24 protein-coding genes and 3 pseudogenes are annotated in these 24,602 nt (G+C 41.0%); 21 read left to right on the forward strand and 6 right to left on the reverse strand.

Going from position 1 to position 24,602, the window contains the following annotated elements; translation table 11 throughout:
- Positions 1-33: 33 nt before the first annotated feature.
- The 7 genes and pseudogenes from OCV43_RS02910 (at position 34) to OCV43_RS02940 (ending at position 6,656) form a co-directional block, all read left to right on the forward strand.
- Positions 34-630, forward strand: coding sequence for a hypothetical protein (locus OCV43_RS02910; RefSeq protein ID WP_118488640.1), 597 nt, complete (start codon positions 34-36; stop codon positions 628-630).
- Between the two features lie 27 nt (positions 631-657).
- Positions 658-1,416, forward strand: a complete 759-nt coding sequence (locus tag OCV43_RS02915; RefSeq protein WP_262623378.1) for a hypothetical protein — start codon at positions 658-660, stop codon at positions 1,414-1,416.
- A gap of 33 nt (positions 1,417-1,449) precedes the next feature.
- Positions 1,450-2,064: a DUF6033 family protein gene (locus tag OCV43_RS02920; RefSeq protein WP_262623379.1), complete on the forward strand. Its 615-nt coding sequence runs from the start codon at positions 1,450-1,452 to the stop codon at positions 2,062-2,064.
- Between the two features lie 16 nt (positions 2,065-2,080).
- Positions 2,081-2,494, forward strand: a pseudogene (locus OCV43_RS02925) (DUF6033 family protein); the annotation flags it as partial.
- A gap of 54 nt (positions 2,495-2,548) precedes the next feature.
- A pseudogene (locus OCV43_RS02930) lies at positions 2,549-3,283 on the forward strand (aldo/keto reductase); the annotation flags it as partial.
- Positions 3,284-3,777: 494 nt separating this feature from the next.
- Positions 3,778-5,223 carry an alanine/glycine:cation symporter family protein gene (locus OCV43_RS02935; RefSeq protein WP_022244219.1) on the forward strand — a complete coding sequence of 482 codons (1,446 nt, stop codon included), beginning with the start codon at positions 3,778-3,780 and terminating at the stop codon, positions 5,221-5,223.
- A gap of 77 nt (positions 5,224-5,300) precedes the next feature.
- Positions 5,301-6,656 (forward strand): sodium-dependent transporter, encoded by a 1,356-nt coding sequence (locus OCV43_RS02940; protein ID WP_022244218.1) that lies wholly within the window; start codon positions 5,301-5,303, stop codon positions 6,654-6,656.
- 143 nt (positions 6,657-6,799) lie between these two features.
- Here the strand turns inward: OCV43_RS02940 and OCV43_RS02945 are convergent, their stop codons facing one another.
- Positions 6,800-7,384 (reverse strand): STAS domain-containing protein, encoded by a 585-nt coding sequence (locus OCV43_RS02945; RefSeq protein WP_262623380.1) that lies wholly within the window; start codon positions 7,382-7,384, stop codon positions 6,800-6,802.
- Positions 7,385-7,915: 531 nt separating this feature from the next.
- On the opposite strand from OCV43_RS02945, the gene OCV43_RS02950 reads away from it, so the two are divergent.
- The 5 genes and pseudogenes from OCV43_RS02950 to OCV43_RS02970 all read left to right on the forward strand — a co-directional run bounded on the left by OCV43_RS02950 (position 7,916) and on the right by OCV43_RS02970 (position 11,650).
- The gene (locus tag OCV43_RS02950) at positions 7,916-9,481 is read left to right on the forward strand and encodes an RNA polymerase sigma factor (protein ID WP_262623381.1); all 1,566 of its coding nucleotides are present in this window, start codon (positions 7,916-7,918) and stop codon (positions 9,479-9,481) included.
- A 23-nt stretch (positions 9,482-9,504) separates the two neighbouring features.
- Positions 9,505-9,927, forward strand: coding sequence for a hypothetical protein (locus tag OCV43_RS02955; RefSeq protein WP_262623382.1), 423 nt, complete (start codon positions 9,505-9,507; stop codon positions 9,925-9,927).
- Positions 9,924-10,169, forward strand: coding sequence for a hypothetical protein (locus OCV43_RS02960; protein ID WP_262623383.1), 246 nt, complete (start codon positions 9,924-9,926; stop codon positions 10,167-10,169). Before OCV43_RS02955 ends, OCV43_RS02960 begins: the two co-directional genes overlap by 4 nt.
- A 30-nt stretch (positions 10,170-10,199) precedes the next feature.
- Positions 10,200-10,643, forward strand: a pseudogene (gene mscL / locus OCV43_RS02965) (large conductance mechanosensitive channel protein MscL).
- A 59-nt stretch (positions 10,644-10,702) separates the two neighbouring features.
- Positions 10,703-11,650 carry a tRNA dihydrouridine synthase gene (locus OCV43_RS02970; RefSeq protein ID WP_262623384.1) on the forward strand — a complete coding sequence of 316 codons (948 nt, stop codon included), beginning with the start codon at positions 10,703-10,705 and terminating at the stop codon, positions 11,648-11,650.
- Positions 11,651-11,728: 78 nt separating this feature from the next.
- On the opposite strand, the gene OCV43_RS02975 is transcribed toward OCV43_RS02970, so the two are convergent.
- Complete coding sequence (locus OCV43_RS02975; RefSeq protein ID WP_118088131.1) at positions 11,729-12,181, reverse strand: metallophosphoesterase family protein; 453 nt, start codon at positions 12,179-12,181, stop codon at positions 11,729-11,731.
- Positions 12,182-12,777: 596 nt separating this feature from the next.
- Here OCV43_RS02975 and OCV43_RS02980 point away from each other — a divergent pair.
- From OCV43_RS02980 to OCV43_RS02990, 3 genes are all read left to right on the forward strand, one after another.
- A complete protein-coding gene (locus tag OCV43_RS02980; RefSeq protein WP_255415050.1) occupies positions 12,778-12,906 on the forward strand; it encodes a hypothetical protein in 129 nt (42 codons plus the stop codon).
- 32 nt (positions 12,907-12,938) lie between these two features.
- Positions 12,939-13,772, forward strand: coding sequence for a deoxyribonuclease IV (locus tag OCV43_RS02985; RefSeq protein WP_117946193.1), 834 nt, complete (start codon positions 12,939-12,941; stop codon positions 13,770-13,772).
- 89 nt (positions 13,773-13,861) lie between these two features.
- On the forward strand, positions 13,862-14,524 hold the full coding sequence (locus OCV43_RS02990) for a hypothetical protein (protein ID WP_022244210.1): 663 nt from the start codon (positions 13,862-13,864) through the stop codon (positions 14,522-14,524).
- Here the strand turns inward: OCV43_RS02990 and OCV43_RS02995 are convergent.
- Together OCV43_RS02995 and OCV43_RS03000 are read right to left on the reverse strand one after the other, a co-directional pair.
- Positions 14,503-15,363, reverse strand: coding sequence for a pyridoxamine kinase (locus tag OCV43_RS02995; protein ID WP_227700460.1), 861 nt, complete (start codon positions 15,361-15,363; stop codon positions 14,503-14,505). The two genes, OCV43_RS02990 and OCV43_RS02995, sit on opposite strands and share 22 nt — an antisense overlap.
- Positions 15,360-15,959: an ECF transporter S component gene (locus OCV43_RS03000; protein WP_227700567.1), complete on the reverse strand. Its 600-nt coding sequence runs from the start codon at positions 15,957-15,959 to the stop codon at positions 15,360-15,362. Before OCV43_RS03000 ends, OCV43_RS02995 begins: the two co-directional genes overlap by 4 nt.
- Before the next feature lie 276 nt (positions 15,960-16,235).
- Between OCV43_RS03000 and OCV43_RS03005 the strand changes: the two genes are divergently transcribed.
- Both OCV43_RS03005 and OCV43_RS03010 read left to right on the forward strand, forming a co-directional pair.
- Positions 16,236-17,687, forward strand: a complete 1,452-nt coding sequence (locus OCV43_RS03005) for a methyl-accepting chemotaxis protein (protein WP_227710070.1) — start codon at positions 16,236-16,238, stop codon at positions 17,685-17,687.
- Positions 17,688-17,718: 31 nt separating this feature from the next.
- Entirely contained in the window at positions 17,719-18,936 is a 1,218-nt protein-coding gene (locus OCV43_RS03010) for a deoxyguanosinetriphosphate triphosphohydrolase family protein (protein ID WP_262623385.1), read from the forward strand.
- On the opposite strand, the gene OCV43_RS03015 is transcribed toward OCV43_RS03010, so the two are convergent.
- Both OCV43_RS03015 and ymfI read right to left on the reverse strand, forming a co-directional pair.
- Complete coding sequence (locus OCV43_RS03015; RefSeq protein ID WP_022244205.1) at positions 18,937-19,290, reverse strand: helix-turn-helix domain-containing protein; 354 nt, start codon at positions 19,288-19,290, stop codon at positions 18,937-18,939. It abuts the gene before it with no gap.
- 119 nt (positions 19,291-19,409) lie between these two features.
- Complete coding sequence (gene ymfI / locus OCV43_RS03020; RefSeq protein ID WP_117946201.1) at positions 19,410-20,138, reverse strand: elongation factor P 5-aminopentanone reductase; 729 nt, start codon at positions 20,136-20,138, stop codon at positions 19,410-19,412.
- Positions 20,139-20,412: 274 nt separating this feature from the next.
- On the opposite strand from ymfI, the gene hpf reads away from it, so the two are divergent.
- The 4 genes from hpf to OCV43_RS03040 all read left to right on the forward strand — a co-directional run bounded on the left by hpf (position 20,413) and on the right by OCV43_RS03040 (position 24,589).
- The gene (gene hpf, locus OCV43_RS03025; RefSeq protein WP_117698857.1) at positions 20,413-20,940 is read left to right on the forward strand and encodes a ribosome hibernation-promoting factor, HPF/YfiA family; all 528 of its coding nucleotides are present in this window, start codon (positions 20,413-20,415) and stop codon (positions 20,938-20,940) included.
- Positions 20,941-21,147: 207 nt separating this feature from the next.
- Positions 21,148-22,035, forward strand: coding sequence for a helix-turn-helix domain-containing protein (locus OCV43_RS03030; RefSeq protein ID WP_022244202.1), 888 nt, complete (start codon positions 21,148-21,150; stop codon positions 22,033-22,035).
- 100 nt (positions 22,036-22,135) lie between these two features.
- The gene (locus OCV43_RS03035) at positions 22,136-23,191 is read left to right on the forward strand and encodes a D-alanine--D-alanine ligase family protein (RefSeq protein ID WP_022244201.1); all 1,056 of its coding nucleotides are present in this window, start codon (positions 22,136-22,138) and stop codon (positions 23,189-23,191) included.
- A gap of 21 nt (positions 23,192-23,212) precedes the next feature.
- Complete coding sequence (locus OCV43_RS03040; protein ID WP_022244200.1) at positions 23,213-24,589, forward strand: UDP-N-acetylmuramoyl-tripeptide--D-alanyl-D-alanine ligase; 1,377 nt, start codon at positions 23,213-23,215, stop codon at positions 24,587-24,589.
- Positions 24,590-24,602 lie beyond the last annotated feature (13 nt).

Consider the following 24,602-nt stretch of genomic DNA (forward strand, 5'->3'; position numbering starts at 1 on the left):
TTTTGTATTAATTTGTCGGGAAGGAGGAACCAGATGAGTTTTACAGTCAATTTATCCGGTGGAGGTTTACTGATAAATAGATTTAATAGTTCTAATATGTTGAAAAGTACACAGGAAAAATTGCAGCGACAGCAGGAACGGGATAATAAGGTGGCTTTTTTTGAAGCACAAAAAGAAAATTTGAAAAACCGAAAGGCTGACAGTTTGGAAGAAATCTCTGAAAAGCTGGAAATGTTTCATAATTATGAGGATGAAATTGCGGCAGCAAATCAGGAGTATAATAATTCACAGATGTTTCATGTCATGGACGAGGCAGAAGAATATGGCGAAAAGATTGCGGAAGCTGCTGAGAGGAATAAGCCTAAAACAGAAGAAGAACGAAAGGAAGAAATGGTGGATGAAGCTCTTGGAACAGAGGAAAACAAGGGCATGATGTCTGAAATCATGGACGAACTTTCGGAGACAACCGAAGAAATGACAGAGCAGATGACGGAAAAAACTGTGGAGAATATGGAAGAACTTCCAGACGAGGTTTTGCAGGAGCAGCTTGCTACAGATAGTTTAGAGGCAGCAGAAATGGTACAAACAGACACAATTAAAAGGTATGTGCCGATTGATATTAGAGTCTGATGGTATTTATCTGGGAAGGAAACAGCTATGAAGATTTACAATAATACAAATATTACATATTCTGCAATCGAACATAACAGCAGGAAAAATACAAAGCAAAATGTTCCGGCAGATTTAGAAAAGAAAATGACACAGTATACAGATACACTTTCCATTTCCAAAACAGGGCAGGAGAGCTTTCGACATTTATCTTCTGTCAGTTCTATGGATTATCAGAACCGTTTTGAGAAGGAAGTGACGGATATATTTGTCAAAGAAGATACAGAGAGTGTAAAAACTGATTCCTTTGAACATCATGTAAACAGAATGGCAGAAGCATATAACAAAATGAAAAACAGCATTGAAGAAAAATATGCGGAACAAGATTATGAGCCGGAGTATTATGTGACAGAATCGGGCAAAATTGAGGAATTAACCAAAGAAAAAGAAATGGATATGCTGAATCAGGCATATGAAAATCACAGTAATTTTATGGCAACTTCAACAGAAATCTGGTCAGAATTACAGGATTTTACCCCATCGGTAGTTTACCATAAAGGAAGTGAACAGACAGCAAATGAACAGAACATAGGTGAGAACCAGGAGAATACTGCTAAATCTAAAGAAAAGGGGGGTATCCAAAATTCGGCATATCAGGCATTTTTATCCGCCATCCAGTCGGATAACCAGAAATTATCGCAGCAGTATTCGGGTGACTGGAAAGATTTAAGGCTAAGTCTGAATGTATCAGATGGTGATCGGAAAATGCTTAATGGTATTTGGGATTATTATGCTAATAAAAGGTAATGAAAGCTTTGTAATACGAAAGGAGATGTTGGTATGGCAGTTACAGGTGTAAACAATTACTCTAATATTTACACAAATGCTTATACCGGTAATATACAGAAAAATAATGCTAAGGAAACCACAGAAAAGCAGGTTGTGGAGCAAACAGAAGATGTAAAGACATGGACAACCCGAAAAACTGCAGCGGATGAACTTTCCTATCTTTCTAAAAAATTTGACAATTATAGTTTTGTATCAGCAAATTATAGTCCGAGGATGAAATATGGTAAATCAACTACCACGAATGTAGCAATTTCTCCTCAGTTTTTAACAAAAATGGCAAATGATTCAGACTTAGAAGATGAGTACATAAAAGAAATTGGTAACATGAAAAAACTAGATGAGCAGTTTGCAAAGCAACAAGCAGATATTGGATGGAGAGTTGAACAGGGATGGGCAATAGATAAAGATGGAAATATTAGTTCATGGGCAATAGGACATAAAGATTCAAAAGTAAAATCCTTTCTCCAGAATATGAGTGAAAAAGCCGAAGAAATCCAACAGAAGCAGTTGGAAAAAGCAAAGGATACAAAGGAAGAAAAAGAAGTATTCTCAATGAAAAAGCACAAAGAAGTTATAAAAAAGAATAATGTTGATTTGAAGGTGTAAATAATCAGATTCGAAGTATTATGCTGAAAAAATGCATAGCATTGAGGGAGCTTTGCGTATGTCAGATGAAATCAATGCTCAGTTCGGTTTTGAAAGAGCATTCGGTAAGACTAACGATAATGCAGATGCTGATACAAAAATAACAAAATTTGGCATATCTTTTAATAGTGACGGAACTACAACCTTCTTTGCACAACTGGAAAAATCATCAGCCAGTCAGAAAGAATATCTTGAAAGGCTTCAGGAAAAGAAAGCTGAGGAGAAAAAAGAGACAAAGAAAAAGGAACAGACCAAGCAAATCGAAGTAAGAAAAACTACGGTTCAGGCAAATTCAAAAGAAGAACTTTTGGATAAGATCAAAAATATTGACTGGGATTCCATCAAACCGGGGGAGAATAAAATCGGCGGAAGATTTGATTTTTCAGTTTAGTGTATTCAGAGCGGGATAAAATCTTACATACACACTTGACAATATCCCTCTGAGGAAGAAGTGGGTAATGCTATTGCAAAAAGCGGCATTCCCAGAGATGAAATCTTCCTAACCACAAAAGTCTGGATTGAGCATTACGGCTATGAAAGAGCAAAAGCATCCGTATTGGAATCCATGCGAAAATTACAGGTCGACTACCTTGACCTGTGTTTGCTCCATCAGCCTTTTTCAGATGCCTACGGTGCATACCGGGCATTGGAGGAACTGTATGACGAAGGGAAAATCCGTGCTATCGGCATTTCCAATTTCTATACTGACCGTATGGTGGATTTTGCTTCCTTTAATCGAATCAAGCCGATGGTAAATCAGGTGGAAATTCATCCTCACAATCAGCAGACGGAAGCGAAAGCATGGCATGATAAATACGGCATACAGATGGAAGCATGGGCGCCATTCGGTGAAGGGCGGGGCGATATGTTCCACACGCCGGAACTGAAAGTCATTGCTGAGAAGTACGGAAAGTCTGTTGCTCAAGTCATTCTTCGTTGGCATTTGCAGCGTGGAATTGTCATCATTCCAAAATCCACTCACCTCGAGCGTATGGAAGAAAACTTTCATGTATTTGATTTTTCTTTGAGCGAGGATGATATGGCGGTTATTGCCACGATTGACAAAAAACAAAGTAGCTTCTTCTCACATAACGATCCGAATATGGTGGAGTGGTTTGTGAAGATGGTGGATGAAAGAAAACAGCAACACGACTGCACCAAAGATAAGAAAAACTGGTAATCGAGGAGGATGCTCTGCACGGATTGCTCTTTCTACGGGGGCATTGCAGCAGTCATAATCCAAAGTGTTGCGGTCTTCGTTATCTGTCATAAGAGCATCATATTGTTAAGGACAAATCGGACAACTATGTTGCTGGTAGACCATGATGTGCGGTTTCGGTAGAAGATTGCAACGAAAACAGTCAGGTTGCAAAAACACGCATTGCGTTGCTTTAAAGAATTTTCAGAGCATACGGGCATTCCTGTTCGTACTCTTGAGGATTGGGAGGCTGCAAGACGGACTCCGCCGGAATATATTCCAAGATTAATCGATTATCAGTTAAAATATGAGAAGTTGATGCAGGAAAAGAACTGAGTCAGGTGCAGCAGGCTTATCTGGTGGATGTGATTATGACCTGGATAGAAAAAGAGTTGTCACATTACGATAGCCAAATGTGAAATTAAATGTTAAAATACCACAATAGGGTTATTACGAAGAGAGAAAGGTATTTTATAATGGTAGTTTCAATTATTGAAAAAGTGTATTCATTTTTATGGGGAGACTGGATTAAAATTCCGCTTCCGGGGGGAGGCAGTCTTGGCATTTCACTGCTGATTATTTTGTTAATTCCAACAGGAATTTATTTTACGATTCGGACAAAGTTTTTACAGATAAGACTGTTCCCGGATATGGTGCGGGCACTGGTAGCAAAGAAGGAGCATAAAGACAGTCTGTCAACTTTTCAGACGCTGATTGTGTCCACGGCAACCCGTGTGGGAATGGGAAATCTGGTAGGTGTAGTTGCAGCAGTGTCGGCAGGTGGAGCCGGAGCGGTATTCTGGATGTGGATTACAGCTCTGATTGGTTCTGCTACAGCGTTTATTGAAGCAACTCTGGCACAGCTGCATAAGGAAAAAGATCCGCTGTATGGCGGTTACCGCGGTGGTCCGGCATATTATATCCATCATTTTTTTGAAGAAAAGTCAGGAAAGAAGAAAAAACATGTGCTGGTGGCAGTGTTATTTGCCATATCCGGTCTGATTTGCTGGTGTGGAATCAGCCAGGTAATCAGTAATTCAGTGGCATCTTCTTTTGAAAATGCATTTCATATTCCACCCTTGTATACAACAATTGTGCTGGTGGCAGTTGCGGCAGTGATTGTATTGCGGAAAAATGCAACTGTAAAAGTACTGGATATGATAGTACCGATTATGGCAGTGTGTTATTTCTTTATTACATTATTTATTATTATTGTAAATTTCCGTAGTATTCCGGGCGTATTTGGCAGGATTTTTGAAGAGGCATTTGGTATCCGGCAGGTAGTATCCGGTGGATTTGGAGCAGTGCTTATGAATGGAGTTAAGAGAGGACTGTTTTCTAATGAAGCAGGTTCCGGTTCTGCACCTTGTGCAGCGGCAGCAGCGGAATGCGATAATCCGGTACGTGCGGGACTGACACAGGCATTGGGCGTATTTATCGATACGATTATCATTTGCAGTTGTACCGCTATGATTATGCTTATTGCACCGGAAAAGATAATTGCAGGAAAAGCTGGTATGGATTTGCTGCAGTCTGCCATGCAGTATCATCTGGGCAGATTCGGAGTTATCTTTATTGCACTGACCTTATTTCTGTTCAGCTTTTCCACATTTCTTGGAATATTGTTTTATGCCAGAAGCAATGTGGCATATTTATTTGGAGATAAATGGATCTGGCAGACCCTTTATAAAATCGTTGCACTGATTATGCTTTTTATCGGCGGAATTGCAACCTATACTTTCGTATGGGATTTAGGCGATGTGGGAATCGGACTGATGACGATATTTAATATCGGAATGCTGTATCTTATGGGGGGACAGGCATTGAAGCCACTGTCGGAGTATGGGAAAGAGAAAAAGACCGAAAGAGACAGTAATCAAAATCCAGCAGCGGGAATTATTTTTTTTGAAGAAGAAAAATAATAAAAAGAAGTAGTTATCAAAACCGGTGATTCCATGTTATACTAGGGAGAAAACTACAAAAGGAGAAATTTATAGTTATGGGTCGTGAATCATTTAAGTCCCGTCTGGGATTTATACTAGTAAGTGCAGGATGCGCAATCGGAATTGGAAATGTGTGGAGATTTCCGTATGTGGCAGGACAGAATGGCGGAGGAATTTTTGTACTGTTTTATCTGATATTCCTGATTGCCATGGGGCTTCCGGTACTGACAATGGAATTAGCAGTCGGAAGAGCCAGCAGAAAAAGTGCAGTTTTAGGATATAAGGCATTGGAGAAGCCAAATAGTAAATGGCATATTCATGGCTGGGTGGCAATTTTCGGCTGTTATATGCTGATGATGTATTATACAACGGTTTCCGGCTGGATGGTAACTTATTTCTATAAGTTTGTAAAAGGTGAATTTACCCCAAGAATGGATACCGAGCAGACCGGAGCTGTGTTCAGCAATCTTTTGGCAGATCCCAAACAGATGGCATTCTGGATGATACTGACTGTTGTGGTTGGATTCTTTGTATGTAGCCGCGGCTTGCAGAACGGATTGGAAAAAATCAGTAAAGTTATGATGAGTGCACTGCTGATACTGATTATTGTCCTTGCAGTACATAGCCTGACACTTTCCGGAGCCGGCGAGGGATTAAAGTTCTATCTGGTGCCAAATATGGACAGTGTCCGGGAAGTCGGTTTGAAAAATGTAATAACCTCTGCCATGAATCAGGCATTCTTTACTTTGAGCCTTGGCGTGGCAGCAATGGAGATTTTCGGAAGCTACATGGGAAAAGACCATACGCTGGCAGGAGAAGGAACACGTATCTGCGCACTGGATACCTTTGTGGCAATTATGGCAGGATTGATTATTTTTCCGGCATGCTTCAGCTATGGCGTGGAAGTAGGCGTAGGACCAAGCCTTATCTTTGTGACACTGCCAAATGTCTTTGTAAATATGGGTGGCGGCAGAATCTGGGGCGCACTGTTCTTCCTGTTCATGACATTTGCAAGCTTTTCTACGGTAATTGCCGTATTTGAAAATATCATGTCCTTCTGCATGGATATGTTTGGCTGGAACCGCAACAAAGCGGCACTGGTAAATGGAATCATTATTCTTATTGCCAGTCTGCCATGTGTTTTAGGATACAATGTGTGGAGCAATCTCCATCTGATTGGCGGAAGGGATGTGCTGGACAGCGAGGATTTTATTGTAAGTAACCTGCTGCTTCCAATCGGTTCTCTTGTTTACCTGCTGTTCTGTGTGACGAAGTGGGGCTGGGGATTTGATAATTACTTAGAGGAAGCAAATACCGGAAAAGGCATAAAGATTGCAAGAAGATTAAAGCCATATTTCCAGTTTATCCTTCCGATACTGATTCTGTTTATTTTGATTCAGGGATTGTTATAAAAATGGAAAAAGAGTGTAATTGCAGGAAGCATATGCGATTGCATTATTAAAAATAAAGTGTGCACTGCGGCGTATAAGGTAGATGTCGCAAGTGACCGCCGCAGGCGCGAGAATGTGCCAAGGCACATTCTTTGTTCTTAATTTTATTTTACCAGTGCTTCTGCATAATCCAGTGCATCCACAATATTGTGATGGAAATTTTCTTTTCCAACTAATCCAATAAAACCATCTTTTTCCATCACGCGCATTGGCTGCTCATTGACATGGGAGAATACCAGCGTAATATTTTTGCGTTTTGCACGGTTGGCAAGCTCATGGAGAGAACGCATTGCGCTGGCATCAATGGCAGGAACGCTACGCATACGGATGACAACAACCTTCGTATGATGGTTACTGTTGATATTAAGAATCTGGTCTGCTGCGGCGAAAAACATCGGACCGCAGATTTCAAAAACACTGATGGAATGCGGGATGTCACGCAGTTTTTCCGCTTCACCCGGTGTAATGTCAGGAGAATCTGTGTATTTCCATGCTTTGATATCAGCTGTTTCTGCCATACGTTTCATAAAGAGCAGAGCTGCTAATACAACACCAATTTCGATGGCAACCACAAGGTCGAAAAATACCGTTAAGAAAAAGGTTGCAACCAGAACGATGATGTCACTCTTAGGTGCCATCTTACAAAGGCGGAAGAAAGAGGACCAGTCTGCCAGATACAGATACAACATAAAAGGCTGCAAGGAACACTAAGAATTTCCATATAAATTATAGATTCTTTTGGCAAACGACGCATATTCGCATCCATGCTCAAATGCGTCTCACTGGCACATCCGTGTGCCAGTGTTGCCAGTTGCTTAAGGAAATTCCAAGTGTTCTTAGCAGCTTTCATCATGCACCTTTATCCGCCAGACTGCGCAGATATTCCAGAATACAGCGAAAACTTCACCTTCCCCCACTAAACACGCAATTCAAAAGTTTAGCACTCTTATAGTCTTATTTCAATGACAAAATCCAATTTTCAGCCATTTGGTCAACAAATTTGAAAAAATAAAATTTTTTTGGAAATTTTAAAACCTCATCCATTTTTCATCCGTCTAGTAAGTGAAAGGAGGAAGAGCAATGCATGAGATGGAAACTTTTATAACGATGGCAAAGGAGGATATCAAAAATCAGAAGTTCACATTGCAAAAGGTAAGAAGGCTGTTCTACAATATAATGAAAGGATTAAGACGAAAATGAACGAAAGAGGAGTAATTTATATGACATGGAAAGATGCGGTAGGTCTTGCAATGGAAGGCCGGGAAGAAGGATATAATTTTCTGTATCAGCAGACTTATCAGAAGAGCTATTATGTGGCTTTAAAATATATGAAACAGGAGGAAGAGGCTGCAGATGTATTGCAGGATGCATATATCAAGGCATTTCAGAATCTGGATCAGCTTCAGGAACCGGATAAATTTCCGGGATGGTTTTCAAAAATCGTAGCCAGTAAGGCATTGGATGAGTTGCGGAAAAAGAAGGTAGTGCTGTTTTCGCAGATGCAGACAGAGGATTCCGAAGAAGTCAGCATGGAAGAACTTCTTGTGGATGAACGGGTGGAAAACAGACCGGAGCTGGCAATGGACAGAGAAGAAACCAGCCGTCTGGTGCAGGAAATGATAGCCGGTTTATCAGACGAGCAGAGAATGTGCGTGATGATGTTCTATATTGAGCAGATGTCGGTAAAGAACATTGCAGAAGTAACCGGTGTTTCGGAAAATACCGTAAAGAGCCGGTTAAAATACGGACGTAAGAATATCGAAGAAAAGGTATTGGAATTAGAAAGAAAAGGAACCAAACTTTATGGTATTACACCATTCCCATTCTTCTTATACTTCCTGCTTCGGGATACCTATTCAGCTGGTGTATTTCAGATTCCATTGCGGAATATTCTGCAGACAGCAGGCATAGCTACCTTTCACGGCACTGGAGTTGGAAATGGCGCAAGTGTTGGAAGCGGTGCAGGAGCGGGAAGTGGAACCGGTGTCGGAAGTGGTGCAGGAATGGGCACTGCAGCATCGGCAGCAGCTAAGACTTCATCCGTTGCAGCAGGAAAAATTATTGCCGGAGTGATTGCAGGAATTGTGGTTACAGCCGGTGTAACAACAGCAGTGGTAAGTCTTGCCAGCAGACAGCCGGAGAAACCGGAGGCTGCAGATACCATAGAAGAAAGAAAAGAAGAACCAGTTGTAGAGGTAGAAACCGAGACTGAAACGGAAACTGAGACAGAAGTTGATGAGGACAAAATCTGGCAGGATGCTTATCTTGCATTTGCAGAGAGTCAGAATTCTGTTGATAATGGCTATGCAGTGATAGATGTTGCAAACTATGATATTCCACTTCTTATTGAACAGCCGGATGTATTTACGGCAGAAAGCAATAGCATAACATATTCTACAGATGGAGCAAGCTGTACCAATGAATATCTGTATGAAGTGAAGATTTATTACTATGACAGAACGACAGAGACCGTCCAGCCGGTGGACAATGCCATTAATGAAAATAGCAGCAATGGAGCATTGATATCTGGTTATATGGAGTTTGGATATTATTTATCTTATATCCCGGAGCGGCAGCTTCTGTTGGGAGATATCATGGGAAGTGGAGACACCGCATTGGAATCCTATTCCTTTGATGCCTCAAGAGCGAGTCTCGTAGCAGAAGATACTTATTTGGGAACAGACAGAAATAATACCGGCCGTAAAAATATTGTTTATTACCGGACGGTAGAGAAGGCACTGGAAAACAGGGATGCTGTGAAGGATAAAACAGCAGAATATTATTAAAGAAAAACGAGAGGAGAATGAAGATGAAAGACACAATCAGAAAAATAACATTACGGTTGTGCATGTTTCTGGCAGTATGTTTTACATTTCTGATATTTGGAAATGTAAAATCGGTATCTGTAGCTGATGCAAGTGCAATACTTTATAAGAATGGAACCAAAGTACAGTCCTATGCCACAATGGATGAAGCATTTAATGCAATGACAGATTCAACTGCAAAATATTCTGTGAATTTAAAAGGACAGCATGTAGTAGCAAGAACAAGCTGGCCGAAGGTAAAATCCATTACGATTGATGGTGGAGAAAATAGTGCGCAGTTGATACTTCCGGAGGGAACCACAACATTAAACAGTAATGGAACAGGTACTGTGGATATTAAGAGTGACTGCCAGATGCTGGGAACATTCCATATGCCAAATGTAACGCAGAAAGATGAAATGACTTGAAATCTTACTATATGCATTATATTGCAAGTGGTAAGAAAGAGGGTAGAGCAGGAACCGGATGTAAGACATTACAAGGAGCTGTAACTGTATATAATGGAGTAGACTATAGTGCGGTTTTTGATTATAATTATTATATTAGTAACAATGGTGATATAAAGGCAGCTTTTTGGGATGATGATGTAGCTGTATTGGCACATTTTGTAAATTATGGAATGTCAGAAGGCAGAAGGAAGAACTGCTAAATAGTGTGCCAGGAACAAAGGAGAATGAAGATGTGGAAAGAGTTTAAGAAGTTTGCAGTAAGAGGAAATATGTTAAACCTTGCAGTCGGTGTGATTATCGGTGGTGCTTTTAATTAACTGGTAAGCTCGCTGGTAGACAATGTGATTATGCCGATTCTTAGTCTTGTAGTTGGAAGACTGGATTTCAGTAACTGGTTTGTTGCACTGGATGGAAAGCATTATGATACATTAGCACAGGCACAGGCGTCCGGAACTGCAGCCGTGAACTTTGGAATGTTTTTATCCGGAGTGCTGAACTTTATCATCATGGCATTTGTGGTATTTCTGATTGTAAAAGTGATGAACCGCCTGTTCCATGGAAAAGAAGAGCCTGCTGCACCGACAGAGAAGACCTGTCCATTTTGCAAGAGTAAAATTCCACTGGAAGCAACACGCTGTCCACATTGTACAAGCATGCTTGAAATCGAAGAGTAAGATAAAAAGCAGAATTTGAAAACAGAATTGAGAAATGAAATAAAAAACAGGATGTACCCATGAAACTATATTTAGCTCCCTTAGAGGGAATTACAGGATATGTATACCGGCAGGCTTACCATGCATGCTATGAAGATGCCGACAAATATTTTACACCATTTTTAGCACCGCATACGAAGCGGAGCTTCAATGCCAGAGAAAGAAATGATTTAATCCCAGAGCATAATGCCGGCATGTATACCGTGCCACAGGTGCTGTCAAAGAGCGGAGAAGATGTGGCAGCAATTGCAGAAGAGCTGAAAGCATTTGGCTATCAGGAAATTAATATCAACGCCGGATGCCCTTCCGGAACGGTAGTATCGAAGGGAAGAGGTGCCGGACTTTTAGATGATGAAAGAGCCTTGCTTCATTTCATGGATGAAATGTTTGAAAAGACGGATGCAGAGATTTCCATTAAGACAAGACTTGGCATGGAATATCCGGATGAATTTGAAGGCATTTTAAAAATATACAATCGTTTCCCGATAAAGGAGCTGATTTTACATCCCCGTGTCAGAGAAGATTATTATAAAAATAAGCCGGATTGGACGATGGTAGAGTATGCACTGGAGTACAGCAGGAATCCGCTGGTTTACAATGGAGATATTTTTACAGTGGAAGATTATGAGCGGTTTACAGAACGTTTTCCAACGATAGATGCCATTATGTTAGGGCGTGGTGTTATAAGAGACCCGGCACTCATAGAGAAAATCCGCTCCGGCGGCATAATAGATAGGGCTGCTGAATTAAAGCGGCTTTATGCATTTCACAATAAGCTGGTTACCGGCTATCAGGAAGAAATGTCCGGGGAGAAAAATGTCCTCTTTAAAATGAAAGAATTGTGGTTTTATCTTGGCACACAGTTTACCGGAATTGAAAAACCGTTGAAGAAGATAAAGAAAGCAAACAGCCTGATAGAATACCAGGCTGCTGTTTCAGAGATATTTTCAACTGGTGCTGGAAAATAACCGAAAGAGTCAAATGACATAGAATCATGATGTAATATCAATTGATATGCAATAAAAATTATCACACGATATAAATTGCTATTCGGTATAAATGGGTGAAATAGAAACATCGTCCCCATCCAAAGTCAGAATAGCGATAGTACAGGAGGAACCACTGCGGCTTCGACCGGCACTGCCCGGATTGATGAAAGTAGTGGTTCCTCTTTTACTTACTTCATAATGGTGGGTATGCCCGGTAATAATAAAATCTGCTTCCGGTTGTGGATAAGGCAAATCGCTTTTCTTATGGATGAGATAGAAAATCTTCCCACCAATGGGTGCTGCCAGAGTCTCCGGCAGATATTTCGTCCATTCGCCTTTGTCACAGTTCCCCTTGATGATATAAAGCGGAACATGCAGATCTTTTAAAGTCTCATAACATTTGAGACTTCCAATATCTCCTGCGTGCAGAAGATAATCACAGCTTTGCAGCTCGTCTAAAAATGTATCCTTTAATACACCATGTGTATCTGATAAAATTCCGATTTTCATAAAATGTACCTTTTTGTATGTGTCCTATTAAATTGCGAGAGCGGGATTACTGGTTTGGGGTTACTTTTTTATTTTATAACGGTTATAATGAAATAACAAGTGTCCGGTGATTGGGAGAGGGGAAAAGACATATCATTGTTTTGCGGAAGTACTGCACTGTCCGTCGGAGACGGATACCACATGATGCTTGAAAGGGGCACTAAGAATTTCGAAGTAGATAATCTTTTTATCTGGCAACCAGCGCAAATTCGCATCCTTGCTCAATTGCGCCTTGCCGGCACGTCCCTGTGCCGGCATTGCCTGTTGCAGGACGAAATTCTAAGAGCCCCTAACAATCCTCATAAGGCATCCGCATTCCGACGAACTGTTCAGTACTTCCAGACAAAGCAATAATCCGCACTTTCCCATTTCCCAATCACCGAACCACGGGATAATTAGAATTTTTAGAGTCATTATAAGGATTATAATTTTTGGAACCCGTGCCAGCTGGTCTGTTAAAGGAAGATGCATAACAAAAGTCTGTTAGTGGCACTTGGAATTTTGGAGAAAATCTGGCAACGCTGGCACAGGGAAGTGCCAGCGAGGTGCATCTGAGCATGGATGCGAATATGCACCGGTTGCCGGAAAAGTCAATAAGTAGAACAAAATTCTTAGTGGCACTTGCAGACGTTGTATCGCATCTGACTTCAATGGACGGGCTGACACGGATGAAAAAGATAGAATAGTTATTATTAGGAAAAGGAAAAAGGAGAAAAATATGTTTCGAATCGGTTGTCATTTATCATCATCAAAAGGCTTCCTCGCTATGGCAAAGCAGGCAGAGGAAATCGGAGCCAATACATTTCAGTTTTTTACCAGAAATCCAAGAGGCGGCAAAGCAAAGGATTTAGATGTGAAAGATATAGCTGCATATCAGCAGTATGCTGCGGAGCATGGCATCGGGCAGATTCTTGCCCATGCACCCTATACAATAAATGCCTGCGGCAAAGATGAGCGGGTACAGGAGTTTGCCAGAGAAACCATGGCGGATGATTTGCGGCGTTTAGAGGAGATACCGGACTGCAAATATAATTTTCATCCTGGCAGCCATGTGCAGCAGGGAGCGGAAGTTGGAATTGAAAAGATTGCAGGAGTCTTAAATGAAATCATGTGGCAGGAGCAGAAAACAACAGTGCTGCTTGAGACCATGGCTGGAAAAGGAACAGAAGTAGGAAGAAACTTTGAAGAACTGCAGGAGATTTTAAGCAGGGTAAAATATCCGGAGAAAATGGGAGTCTGTCTGGATACCTGCCATGTTTTTGATGGCGGCTATGATATCAGCGGACATTTAGAGGAAGTATTAGAAGAATTTGACCGCATTATCGGACTGGATAAGCTGTGTGCCATTCATTTGAATGATTCGAAAAATGTACTGGGCAGCCATAAAGACCGTCATGAATGTCTGGGTGCAGGCAATCTGACCATGGATGCCATTGTGCGGATAATCAACCATCCGGCATTGAAAAAACTGCCATTTTACCTTGAAACACCGAATGATTTAGAAGGATATGCCAGAGAGATTGCCATGTTAAAAGCGGCAAGAAAAGATTAGCTTAAAGGTTAAGTTTTTCGGAAAAAAGAACGATATATCAGGTATAAGATGGATGGAGGCAATTTTGTCTTAAAATTAGGAGGAGAAATATGATTCGTGTAACAGGAAATAACAGCCTTTTGATGAGTTCGCTGAATACGGACACAGACAATGATACAAAAGTGGTGGACTTGTTAAAAAAGAGCAGTGAGACAGAGAAGAGCAGCAAAATAACCGGGAAAAAGAGTGAAGAATATGACAGTGTCAAGAAGTCTGCATCCTCACTCAAAGCAAGTGCAGCAGTATTAAGTGAAACAGGAGAGGATTCCATTTTTGCCAAGGCAGAAGAAAGCGGAGATTATTCCGATTTGATTTCACTGATAGAGCGTTTTACCGGAGATTATAACAGTCTCTTAGAAAGCCTGTCAGACCTTGATACAGACAAATCTGCAAATTACAGCAAGGAATTAAAAAGCATTATTTCCGGTCAGAGTGAAGCGTTACAGAAGGTCGGCATTACCGTAGACAGTAATGGAAAACTTGTAATAGATGAGGTAACTCTGAAAAATGCAGATAAGAAGGAATTAAAAGACCTGTTCCAGGGAGAAAATTCCGTTGCAGGAAAAGTTGCTGATAAAAGCATATACATCGGAGCAAATGCTGCAGCTGACCAGTATGTGGACAGTTGTGCCAACTATACAGCAGGTGGAACATCCGCAGAATATGTCCAGATGGCAAATCTGATAGGCAGTTACTTAGACTCTCTTTCTTGAGATGAAAGTGTCACTAAGTCAGAAAGAAGCGGTTCAAAAATAACACCCTGCAAAGTATCATCCGAAAGCGACTGCGAATAGGAAATACAGGAAGCAATAAAATGAGCTGCCTGTGTGGTACATTCTTGTAAGGAGAAGCCCCGTAAGGTAAGTGCAGATACAATACTGACGAAGATGTCGCCGGTTCCGGGATACCCCGGACCGGCTTTTTTCGTGGAAACAGTATCCACATTTCCGCTGCTATCGGAAATATAGTTAAGGAAAGTGTCGCCTTTTGGACAGCCGGTAATAATACATTTTTTCACACCCAGTGCATGAAGCTTTTTGGAAATGGCAGAAAGCTCCGAATCGGTGCAGTCATGCTTCGGATAAGGCGTATCTGTTAAAAGGCAGGCTTCCGTCAGATTTGGTGTGATAATATCACCCCGGGATACAAAGTCTTTCATGTGATTGCAGAATTCCGGTGTAATATGCTGATAGGCTCTGCCGTGGTCACCCATTACCGGGTCTATAATAAAAAGAGGTTTTTCGGTGAGAGAATCATAGTAATGGGAAATGGCATGGAGCTGTTCTTTGGCACCAAGGTAGCCGCAGTAGATACCGTCCCAGTTCATGGAAAGAGTATTCAGTGCAGCAAAATAATCCTTAAGCTGTCCGGTTAAATCAATTTTCAAGTGGGTAGGGAAACCGGTATGATTGCTGAAAACAGAAGTAGGCACAGGGATTCCCTGTACCTTACATGCACTTACCACCGGGAGAGACACGCTCATGGAGCAGCGTCCCACACCGGATATATCATTGATAATCAGAAGTTTTGGTGGTAAAGTATTTAATTTCATGCGCATGCGCTTTCCTTTCCAAGACGTGGCAGCATATTAGATTTTGCCAGTACCGGACGCAGTGCCATGTATACAGCAGTTGCTACGATAACGGATAATACTGCATTAATGCTGGTTGCTGCAATGTTAATAGAAAGTGTAACTTCTGCTGCCGGTTTTCCTAAGATAACCAGTTTGTAGAAGTAGCCGAACAGTGGGTCAAAAACAACGTTGAATAACAGTCCGCAGATACTTGCGATAACAACCCATTTGAAAACGTGCCTGCTATCTTTGGAAGTGGAAATTTTACCGATTTTGTGTGCAACCAGACCGGTAATCAGACCGATGCAGAATTTTAAGATAAAAGTCTTTGGTGCGTATACAATGTAAATCGGGTCTAAAAGGTCGCCGATTGTCATACCGATGGCACCGCCAATTCCACCATAAACACCGCCTAATAATAATGCACCTAATACACATACCGCGTTCCCAAGGTGGAGAGATGTGGCATCTCCGCCAGGAAGTGCAATTTTAATCTGTAAGAATGTGAATACCACATAGGAAAGTGCTGCCATAAGAGCAGTCAGTACAAGTTTGTAGATTCTTTCGTTTTTCATCATAAAGTCCTCTTTTCTTTCTCTTTGTTTGCGGTTTATCATAAAACAGAAATGGCATTATAAAAACATCCAATTTTGATAAAAATGACCATGCCAGTTTAAAGATGAAGAGCAAGTTTTTTATGAACGTAATAATAAAAGAGTCCAATGGAAAGGCATATGGTAAGGCGTATAAATAAAAGTCTTTTCAATTTATGTAGAGAAAGGTATAATAAAATTGCTGGTAAAGTTCAAAAATTACAGTTTATATATGTTATATATGGGAGGATGAAAGAATTGACAGAACAAGGAAGAGTAAATAAGACTGCAATGACAGGGCATACAATTATGGGAATCTTATTGGCACTGGTTAATTTTTTGGAAATTTTCAAAACTTCCAAGAATGTAGTTTATGTGGCGGTGCTTATTGTGCTGGCACTTGGACCGGTGGTGGCAGAATGGATTTGCTATAGGAAAGATCAGGAGACAAAAGCAATCAAGCATCTTTTGGGGATTGGATTTGCAGTATATTATACGGTGGCACTGATAGGTGCCGGCGATCAGTTGGTTTTTGTATATGTAATACCGATGTTTATTTTGATTTCTGTATTTTCAGATTCGAAATATGCATTGGAACTTGGAATTGGAGCAATTATCGTAAATCTTATTTCTATTGTAGTACATACCATGAAAGGCCAAGGTGAGGGACCTGCTTTCTATGGAACAGAGATTATTATACTGATTTTGACAACAGCATTTTCTTATTGCAGTTCTGCTGTTTTACAGAAATCGTTTTTATCACGGCTGGGTGAAATGAATCAGGCGAAGGGACAGTCTGATACCATGCTTCAGAAAATTTTAGAAGTATCTGATGCCATGACAAAGAAAATTAATGGAATGTCTGATGAAGTAGAATTACTTGGCAGTGGTGTCAGTGATACCAGAAATGCCATGGAAGAGTTGACCGGCGGAACAACAGATACAGCGGAAGCGGTGCAGAATCAGTTAAGTCAGACAGAAGCAATCCAGGAAAAAGTAATGCAGGTAACCAGGGCATCTGGCAGCATTGCTGAGAGCATGGCAGTTACAGCAGAGGCGTTGAACGCTGGTAAGAAAAATATTGAACAGCTGGTATCACAGGTGAGTGTGACTGAGCAGACGAACAGTCAGGTGGCAGCAGAACTTACTTCTTTAAAAGAGTATATGGATAAAATGTATTCCATCATTGAGATTATCAATAATATTACTTCAGAAACCAGCCTGCTTTCATTAAATGCGTCAATTGAAGCAGCCCGTGCCGGTGAAGCAGGAAGAGGTTTTGCTGTAGTAGCATCTGAGATTTCCGGTCTGGCAACTCAGACACAGGAAGCAACGGTCAGTATTGAAGAACTGATAAGAAATGTATCGGAAGAACTGGAAAAAGTAGTGACCATCATCGAAAGCATGATTTCACAGGTTGAACATCAGAATGTAACAGTCAATGAAACTGCCGGAAGCTTCCGTACGATAGAGGATAATTCGGACCGTGTACAGAGCCAGTCGGATGCATTGTCTGGTATTGTGAAAGAATTAGAAAGTGCCAATGCAGGTATCATGGATAGTATCCAGACAATTTCCGCTATTTCAGAAGAAGTAGCGGCACATACAAATAATACATTGACAACCTGCGAGAAGAACCAGAAGAGCGTAGAACATCTGATGGCAGAGACTGAAAATTTAATTGAACTGACGCATCAGCTTCAGCAGTAAAGATATTTATTATATGAGCAGGGAGCAGAAAATGGGAGCATATCATAATCTTTCAGAAAAATTACAGCAGAGAATTATAGAAGACAGAAAAGAGCATAGGGCAAATCCATATGCTTTTTCCGAAGAACAGGTTTTGCGCCGGAAGATGAATCATGACAGGGCGAATCTCTGGAGACCTCCCTTTGTCCGGGACATTGAGAAAATCATGCATCTGCCTTATTATAACCGTTATGGAGACAAGACGCAGGTATTTTCCCTTTACAGAAATGATGACATTTCAAGACGGGCGCAGCATGTGCAGCTCGTTTCAAGGATTGCAAGGAATATTGGAAATGTATTAAATCTCAATCAGGATTTAATAGAAGCAATTTCCCTGGGACATGACATCGGACATGCACCATTCGGACATGCCGGTGAGAGAATTTTAAGTGCACTTTTACGGGGAGAGACCGGACGATATTTTAACCATAATGTGCACAGTGTGCGTGTGCTGGATGTACTGGGACAGAGAAATATCAGTCTGCAGACTCTGGATGGTGTCCTATGTCATAATGGTGAAATGGAACAGCAGGAGTATCAGCCGAAAAAGGCAAAAACCTTTGCAGATCTGGATACAGAAGTAGAAATGTGTTATCAGAAGGAAGATGGAATTAAACATCTTGTGCCGGGAACCCTGGAAGCCTGTGTAATGCGGATTTGTGATATTATAGCATATCTTGGCAAGGACAGACAGGATGCTGTACGCCTGCATCTTCTGCCGGATGACAGAGGTTTTAACGGAGATACTATAGGCAGCAGCAATGCGGAAATCATCAATAATATGGTAGTTAACATCATTGAAAACAGCTATGGAAAACCATATCTTTCCATGGATGAAGCATATTTTCAACAGTTGAAGCTTGCAAAGACTGAAAATTATGAGTATATCTATCACAATGAGAAAATCGAAAAAGTCATCCGGGAAAATCTGAATCCGATGTTTGAAGAGATGTACTATCAGTTATTGAAAGAGGCAAAGGATAAGAATGAAAATTCCTGGCTCTACCGCCACCACATTGCATATGTGGCAGAAAACAACCGGTTCAGCAGAACCTTTTCGAAGGAACAATACATGGAGACAGAACCGAACCAGCTTGTGGTGGATTATATCGCAAGCATGACGGATGACTATTTTGTAGATTTGTACCATGAAATGTTCCCGAAAGGAAAGTATGATGTAAAATACATCGGCTACTTTGATGAAGATTAACTATTTTAATGGCGAGGCTGTTGCCCGGGAAACCATCCGGTCAACAGCCTTCAATTCTTCTAAGAAAAGCTGCTGGTTATAGCTGGAAAGAGTATGATAGATACTTAGCAGTTCACCCTCACAGCTGTTGAGATGCGTCAGACTGGCATTGCGGATGTTACTGTGACCGAGCAGATAGTCGGTGGAAGTATGAAAATAGTCGGCTATTCTTACTAAGGTTGCATAGTCAGGTTCTTTCCCCTGATTGATATATCCATTCAGAGCAGAGGGAGAGATATGTAGTGCATCTGCAAGCTGCCGCTGGGTAATGTTAGCTTCTTCAATCAGGTATCGTAACTTAGAACCGATATTCATATACAAACCTCATCTTTCGTAAATAATACCTCTATTTTAAAACATGTTAAAAAACCAGTGGCAAAAATAAACGAAAGATAAATTATATCAACGGAGCACAAACTATTCACATATGTAAATTAACACCAGCCACCATCTAAGGTAATAATCTGACCGGTGAGATATGGACTTTGTGATACGATAGCATAAGCAAGTTCAGCTGTTTCCACAGGTGTACCATATCTGCCGCAGGGAATTTCGGATTCTAAGTCAGCACGCTCTTCGGCAGAAAAACAGGCGTTCATGGAAGTATCAATGGTGCCGCAGGCAATGGCATTGACAGAGATTCCACTGGGTGCAACCTCTTTGGCAAGTGCCTTTGTAAAGGAATTAACAGCTCCCTTGCTGGCGGAATAAGCAACCTCACAGGAGGCACCTACATTTCCCCAGACAGAAGAAATGTTAAGAATCCGACCTGATTTTTTGTGCAGCATATCTGGCAGAGCATATTTGCAGCAGGAAAAAACAGAAGAAAGATTGGTGTTTATAACGTGCTGCCATTGTTCATAAGTCATATCCTGCAGCAGACCGATGTGGGAGATTCCGGCATTGTTGATCAGAACATCAACCGAAAGGGACTGCTGGTGAATCATGGCAAACATATTGGCAATAAAATCCGGATCACTGACATCTCCGATAACCGGAAGAACCGTGACATGATATTTGTCCGAAAGTTCATCAGACAAAGCCTTAAGAGCAGTTTCGGAATGACAGCAATTTAAAATGAGCTGATAACCGTGGCGGGCAAATACTTCTGCGATAGCAGCACCGATGCCCCGGGAAGCTCCGGTAATTAAAACAGTATTCATAAGAAACAAATCCTTTCTGGTTTTTATCTGCATTAGAAAATGATAGCACAGATGAAAGCGTTAAAAAATACAGTTATATTTTAGACTTATTTTAGAATACAGGCAATCCCTTTTGAAAAATCCTGCAGATTTCCCGCTTTCAGAAAGATATTCGAAAAATTCTCTAAAAATACAGTAAATATTGCACAAAAAACTTGTAAATATTCGTACAAAATAGTATAATAAAACCATGATATCAGTCTGTATCAAATAAATGGCAAAGGGGTTGGACATCATGCGTATTACTATTTCAGGAAGAAACATCGAATTGACAGACGGTCTTAAGGCAGCAGTTGAGGACAAAATTGGAAAACTGGAGAAGTACTTTACTCCGGACACAGACGTATTTGTAACTTTGAGTGTAGAAAAGGAGAGACAGAAAATCGAGGTTACGATTCCTGTACCTGGACACATTATCCGTTCAGAGCAGGTAAGCAATGATATGTATGTATCAATTGATCTTGTAGAAGAGATTATTGAGAGACAGCTTAAAAAGTATAAGAATAAGATTATTACAAAACAGCAGAGCAACAGCAATTTCCGTAAGGAATATATTGAAAAAGAAGTGGAAGCAGATGATGAAATTAAAATCATCCGTACCAAGAAATTCGATATGAAACCAATGTATCCGGAAGATGCATGTGTTCAGATGGAATTATTAGGACATGATTTCTTTGTATTCGTAAATGCAGAGGATGACAATGTAAACGTTGTATATAAGAGAAAAGGTAACACCTATGGTCTGATTGAACCGGAATTCTAGATATATAACGAAAAAGACTATCACCGGCAGTTCCTTATGGATAACTGGTAACAGACAGCGGTATCGCAGTTAACGTTTTGACAACAGGCTTGACAAAACGCCAATAGCGGTACCGTTATTTTTATGCTACAGTAGTTATAATATATCGATAAGACATTTCTTTGGAACAGTCAATACGATGGGTTATGAGAAAAGGGAGGTTAGGAATTGGCTTGTTACAATCTTGGGGATTATATATGTGAATCCCGCAAACAGCTTGGCATTACACAGGAAGAACTTGCTTTTGGCATCTGCTCAACTGGAACTTTATCAAAAATTGAAAACGGATTTGTGGTACCAAAGCGGAAAAATTATGAAGCTATTATGCAGCGTCTTGGAAAAACAATGGGTATATGCAATATTCATGCAACGGCGGAAGAAATGGAATTATATGCCTATATGCGACAGCTGGTGCATGCAGTAGCAAATAATGATATGGAAGGCAGCAGGGAACTCTGGCAGAGACAACCGGAACATAAACAAGAGGATAAACTGACCAGACAGTTCTTTTCATACATAAAGGCGGTGCTGGACAGTAAGGAAGGAGTCCATCCGGAACTTGTATATGCAAAGCTGGAAGAAGCGTTACATCTGACACATCCGGCGGGGCTGGCAAATCTGGTGCAGAAGCGGATGTTTACCTTTGAGGAAATCAACATTATCAACAGTATGGCGGTACAGAAACAGCGGCTTGGTGAAAGAAAGCAGGCACTCCGCATCTGGATGCAGTTATCTGATTATCTGGAAGTAAGAAAAGTAGATGATGAAGAAAAAGAAAAGGTATATCCGATGATACTTTACAATGAAGCTAATCTTTTGTATGAGATGGAAATTTACAGAGAGGCGCTGGAATTATGCAATAAGGGTATCGATTATTGCACAAGGAGCAATAAATATATGGTATTGCCATATCTTTTGCTCTGCAAGTCCGGAATTTTAAAATGGATGGAGCAGCCGGAAGAAGCCATGGATGTACAGCAGTGTGCAGAGCATCTTTTTCAGGTGTTTGAAAATCATAATGCAAAGCCCGGAGAACCAATCTTGATTGCTTTGTGAGATTCTCTTGTCATTCTAAGAAAAAAAGGTATAATATACATATTGAAAAAAGAGATGTAATATACATATTTGAATCTGAAAGAAAGAAGGATATTAGAGAATGAATATCGTAGTTTTGGCAGGCGGCTTGAGCACAGAGCGTGATGTGTCTTTTAAAACAGGAGATATGGTAACAAAGGCATTGCGGAAGAATGGACATCAGGTTATTCTTCTGGATGTGTTTATGGGATATGGAGAAGAAGAACAGGATATTACTGGAATTTTTGAACATTCAGAAGAAGCAAGTGTAAAAGTAACGGATATACCGGAGACGGCTCCGGATCTTGATAAGGTAAGAAAGAGTAGAAAAGACCAGTCTGCCTGCTTCTTTGGACCAAATGTAATCGCAATGTGCCGTATGGCAGATATTGTATTTATGGCATTACATGGAGAAAATGGAGAGAATGGTAAGATTCAGGCAGCCTTTGATTTGTTTGGAATCCGTTATACCGGAAGCGACTATTTAAGCAGTGCGATTGCCATGAATAAAAATATGGCAAAGCAGTTTTTTGAAGCCAATGGAATCCCATGTCCGAAGGGCATTTATATGAAGAAAAAGGACAGAAAAGACAGCCTGGCTGAAATCGGAATTACGCTGCCTTGCGTGGTAAAGCCATGCTGTGGTGGTTCCAGTATCGGTGTTTCCATTGTAAAAGAAGAAAGCAATTTTACAAAAGCGTTGGATGATGCATTCTTCTGGGAAGATGAAATCTTAATTGAAGAATATGTAGAGGGAAGAGAATTTTCAGTAGGTGTCATCAAAGGAAGAGCATTGCCGGTTATCGAGATTGCACCAAAAGAAGGATTTTACGATTATAAAAATAAGTATAAGGCTGGAAGCACAGTGGAAACCTGTCCGGCAGATATTAAAGACAGTGTGGCAAAAGAGATGCAGAAGCATGCAGTAAAAGTTGCGGAAGCGTTAGGCCTGGACACCTATTCCAGAATCGACTTCTTAGTCAATGCAAAAGATGAAGTATACTGCTTAGAGGCAAATACATTGCCTGGTATGACAGCAACCAGCTTACTGCCGCAGGAAGCCAAGGTAGAAGGAGTAAACTTCGAAGAGTTATGCCAGCAGCTGGTTGATATTTCCATGGAGAAATACGGAGCATAAGGAAGGGCAGAGAAGGCAGATATGAAGGAACTGACATTAGCACAGATTGCAGAAGCCTGCGGTGGAACATTAATAGGTGGGAATGAAGCAAAAGAATATACCGTAACCGGAGTAGAGATTGACAGCCGGAGAGTAAAGGCAGGAGATTTATTTGTTGCCATTCCGGGAGAAAAGGTCGATGGTCACAAATTTATTCCGGATGTATTAAAAAAAGGAGCATATGCACTGTCCCAGCAGAGTCTTGATGTAGATGGAGCTTATATTCTGGTGGAAGATACCGTAACTGCCATGAAGCGTCTGGCACGTTTCTATCGGAGTACTCTTGACATTAAAGTAGTGGGAATTACCGGAAGTGTTGGAAAGACCAGTACCAAAGAAATGATTGCATCTGTACTGGGCACAAAATTCCGGGTACATAAGACACAGGGGAATTTTAATAATGGAATCGGTCTGCCACTGACTATTTTTCAGATTGAAAAAGAGCATCAGGTTGCAGTTCTGGAAATGGGAATTTCTGAATTTGGAGAGATGCATGAACTGGCAGATATGGCGCAGCCGGATATTATGGTTATTACCAATATCGGTTTATGTCATCTGGAGAATTTGAAAACCAGAGATGGAATCTTAAAAGCAAAGACAGAAAGCTTTGCCCATTTGAAACCGGATGGTGTTGTGATATTAAATGGAGATGATGACAAACTTTCAACTGTAGAGCAGGTGGCAGGAAGAAAGCCTGTATTTTATGGAATCAAGGGAAGGAATCTCTGCGAGACTTCTGTCTGTGCAGATGCAGTTACAGAGCATGGCTTAGAAGGAATGACAGCAGAATTCCACACTCCACAGGGAGACATGGAAGTATTTATTCCAATTCCGGGAGAACATAATGTATATAATGCACTGGCAGCAACCTGCGTGGCAGAACAGTTAGGCCTTTCCATGGATGAAATTAAATGTGGAATTGCTGCCGCTTCCACCATCAGCGGAAGAACGAATCTGATTCACACAAAGGGCATGACGGTTATTGATGACTGCTACAATGCGAATCCGGTTTCCATGAAGGCATCTTTGGATGTCCTGTCTAAGGCAGGGGGACGAAAGATAGCGGTTCTTGGAGATATGGGTGAATTAGGCGAGGATGAAAAACAGCTTCATTATGAAGTGGGAACCTATGCCGGAACACTGCCGATTGATTTGTTATTCTGTGTTGGAACATTATCCGGGAAACTGGCAGAAGGAGCGAAGAAACAGAATCCGGCTCTGACCGTAAAACACTATGCAACCTGTGAGGAGATGACAGGAGAACTTCTTGCTACCGTAAAAGAAGGAGATGCCGTTTTAGTCAAGGCATCCCATTTTATGGAATTCCCGAAAGTGGTGGCAGCATTAACCGAAGCATAAGAAAATGTTTTTT

It is taken from the genome of Roseburia amylophila, assembly GCF_025567465.1.
Lineage (GTDB): Bacteria > Bacillota > Clostridia > Lachnospirales > Lachnospiraceae > Roseburia_C > Roseburia_C amylophila.